2 protein-coding genes are annotated in these 2,870 nt (G+C 35.5%); both read right to left on the bottom strand.

Going from position 1 to position 2,870, the window contains the following annotated elements:
- Window positions 1-229: 229 nt before the first annotated feature.
- Window positions 230-1,372 (bottom strand): citrate synthase, encoded by a 1,143-nt coding sequence (locus AC3DU7_RS23490; RefSeq protein ID WP_488041717.1) that lies wholly within the window; start codon window positions 1,370-1,372, stop codon window positions 230-232.
- 952 nt (window positions 1,373-2,324) lie between these two features.
- A complete protein-coding gene (gene sixA / locus AC3DU7_RS23485) occupies window positions 2,325-2,822 on the bottom strand; it encodes a phosphohistidine phosphatase SixA (protein ID WP_488041718.1) in 498 nt (165 codons plus the stop codon).
- Window positions 2,823-2,870: the final 48 nt, after the last annotated feature.

Raw genomic sequence — 2,870 nt, 5'->3', positions numbered from 1 at the left:
TTAATTGTTTCCTCCTAATAATGACTTTTAGTCACACCTTTGACATCTTCCCGAAGCTGCTTTTGAGATACTGTGCAGAATGAACAATCTATGCTATAAACCTATGCGTTTTTTCCTTCTGTCATACTGTTTTTTGCAGAGGAGTTACATTTTTCATGTCCCGTAGCATTTCATGTCGGCGACAGTCGAAAAACAATTTCTAAATTCTGAATTCTAAATTCTAAAATACTTAACGTTCTTGAATAGGAGTATAAGAAATATTATGCTCTCCTGTATAAATTTGTGTAGGACGAAAGATCCGATTTTCCGTCAACTGTTCTTTCCAGTGAGCCAACCAACCAGCTACACGAGCAATGGCAAATACTGGTGTAAATAGATCGCTAGGTATACCTAATTTTCGATAAACCAAACCAGAATAAAAATCCACATTTGGGTAAATTCCTCTGTGGCCTAATTTCTCCTCTACAGCCTTTTCCAGCTCTAGAGCAATCTCATAATATTTGTCGTAGCCAAATTTTTCAAATAACTTTTCTGCCAATTCCTGAAGAATAATAGCTCGTGGGTCTTTCACTTTATAGACTCTGTGACCAAAACCCATAATTTTCGACTTAGTCTCCAAACATTTTTCTAGATATGGCCTAACATTTTCTACCGAACCAATTTCAGACAACATAGTAATAACGTCTTCATTAGCTCCCCCATGTAGAGGTCCGGCCAAAGTTCCCACTGCCGAAGCTACAACCGCATAAGGGTCCGTCAAGGTAGAAGCAGTTACCATAGCTGAGAATGTAGAAGCATTGATAGTATGTTCAGCATGAAGAATCAAACAAACATCAAATACCTTTGCTGCTAGTGGATCGGGTTCCCGTTCATTCAGCATATATAAGAAGTTAGCTGCATAGTCCAGGTCATCTTTTGGCTGTACAGCATCGTTACCTTTACGCATTAACTCGGAAGCAGCTACCATCGTTGGTATTTTTGCCAGTAACCTAACGACTGCAGACCTAATATATTCTGGGTTATCAAGAGCACGGCGAGAATAAAATAAACCTAAAGCTGCTGCTGAAGTCTGTAGAGCGTCCATGGGATGTCCAGTTTCTGGGAAACATTTCATCATGTCCCGAATTCTATACTTAATTCTTCTGTGATAGCGAATGTCATGTTCAAAGCTTTCTAATTCTTCTTTGTTAGGAAGATCGCCCCAAATTAATAAATATGCTGTTTCCAGAAAAGAACTCTTTTTTGCTAGTTCCTGAATATTAGTGCCTCGGTATTCCAGTACTCCTAGCTGTCCATCGACGTAGCTGATACTTGATTGGGTAGCGGGAACACCTTCTAAACCTGGTTTAAATTCTATGCAGACGACAGACATTACTATACCTTTTACTTAGTTAGAATATTCTCAACTTACATTATCAACTAGCTTAGTTGTGTTGTGGTTTTGACAATAATTTATTAATAATTCTGGCTATTGACACTCCCACCTTTAAATCGGAGATGATAATGGGAGATGATTGCTTCTGAGATTTTTAACTAGGCAAAAATTAAAATTTTTCATCAAACATCAGTCAAGTATTTCATTACTAAATATAACTATTCTCAAGTCTAAAAATTGCCTTTTTACAATCTTTATAGACGAATATTGAAATTTAATATCTCAGCACAAATCTTGTCTTAAAAGTCACGATATTTATGAGTTAATATAATATGATAATCATGTCTAGCATTAGCTATTTTTTAGTGTAATCTTGCTATTTTATTATGGAGTATTAGCAATTTATTTTAACCTATATTTTTATTTTTATAGCAGTACTACCAATTTGAAAAAAGAATGATACAAAAAAGTAGATATTGATCGGATAGGCTTAAAAATAGCTGTTTCAGTTCATTTGGGATAGTTATATCTATCTTTGTTCCCTTTTTTTCAAAATTTACCCCTTCTTCCTTCTTTCTTCTACCATTTTTAAAAAACAGTTATCAAATTGGTATACCTTATTTGGTGTTTGATACCGACGATCATTAATTAAGGAATGAGAATAAAATAAAGCCGGATAAAATTAATTACGCTAAAGAGGTTTCATCGGCATAAACCAGAATTTCCCGGTCTTATTTAATTTCCGTTCCTAACCATAATACAGTTATTTTTAGTCATCTAAAGATCATTTATACGTGGTAGACATTGCCACTTTATGCCCGATATATCGCCGAAATGATCATCAAATAAAAATTATAGCAGTCGAAGCAAAAGGCGCGGATAGTTCCAAAGTTTAAAGCTCAGATAACGTAGTAGTTTTCCTTATTCCTTATTCCTTCTTACTTCTTCCCTAAAGTAGAAATTTTGGTGGTGTCAACCAAAACATTTCACTATTACCTACTGGTGAACCAACTTCAGGTAAGGAAATACCTATAACTCCTGCTTTTTTTAGTATCAATACTTGTCTAGCTTCTCCCCAGATTAAAATTTCTGCCCAATTTGCTAAGTCTGGTTGATGGCCTACAAGGGCTAATTCTCTATTTTCTTGAGGTTGCCATGTTTTTAGCCATTTTAGCCAGATATTAATTTCACCATCAGGGGCTAGTGGTAAAAATTCTTCTACTTTAGAACTTAATTTATTTTCTTGAAGGATTTTAGCAGTTTGATGCGCTCTAACTAGAGGGCTAGTGAGAATTAGATTGAAATGAAGACCTAATTTTTTGAGTTGTTGAGCAATTTTTTGAGTTTTGCGATCGCCTGTTTCTGTCAAAGGACGTTCTGCATCTGTGGGATAATTTTCTGCATCTGCAGCTATACCGTGACGGATGAAATAAACATTTATACTCATAAGCTGTTCAGCATTCAAACTATATTGAAGAAGGCAGAAGGCAGAAGG

It is taken from the genome of Okeania sp. (assembly GCF_983059655.1).
Note: the sequence above shows the minus strand (reverse complement) of the source record. Positions and strands in the feature narration are given on the sequence as shown.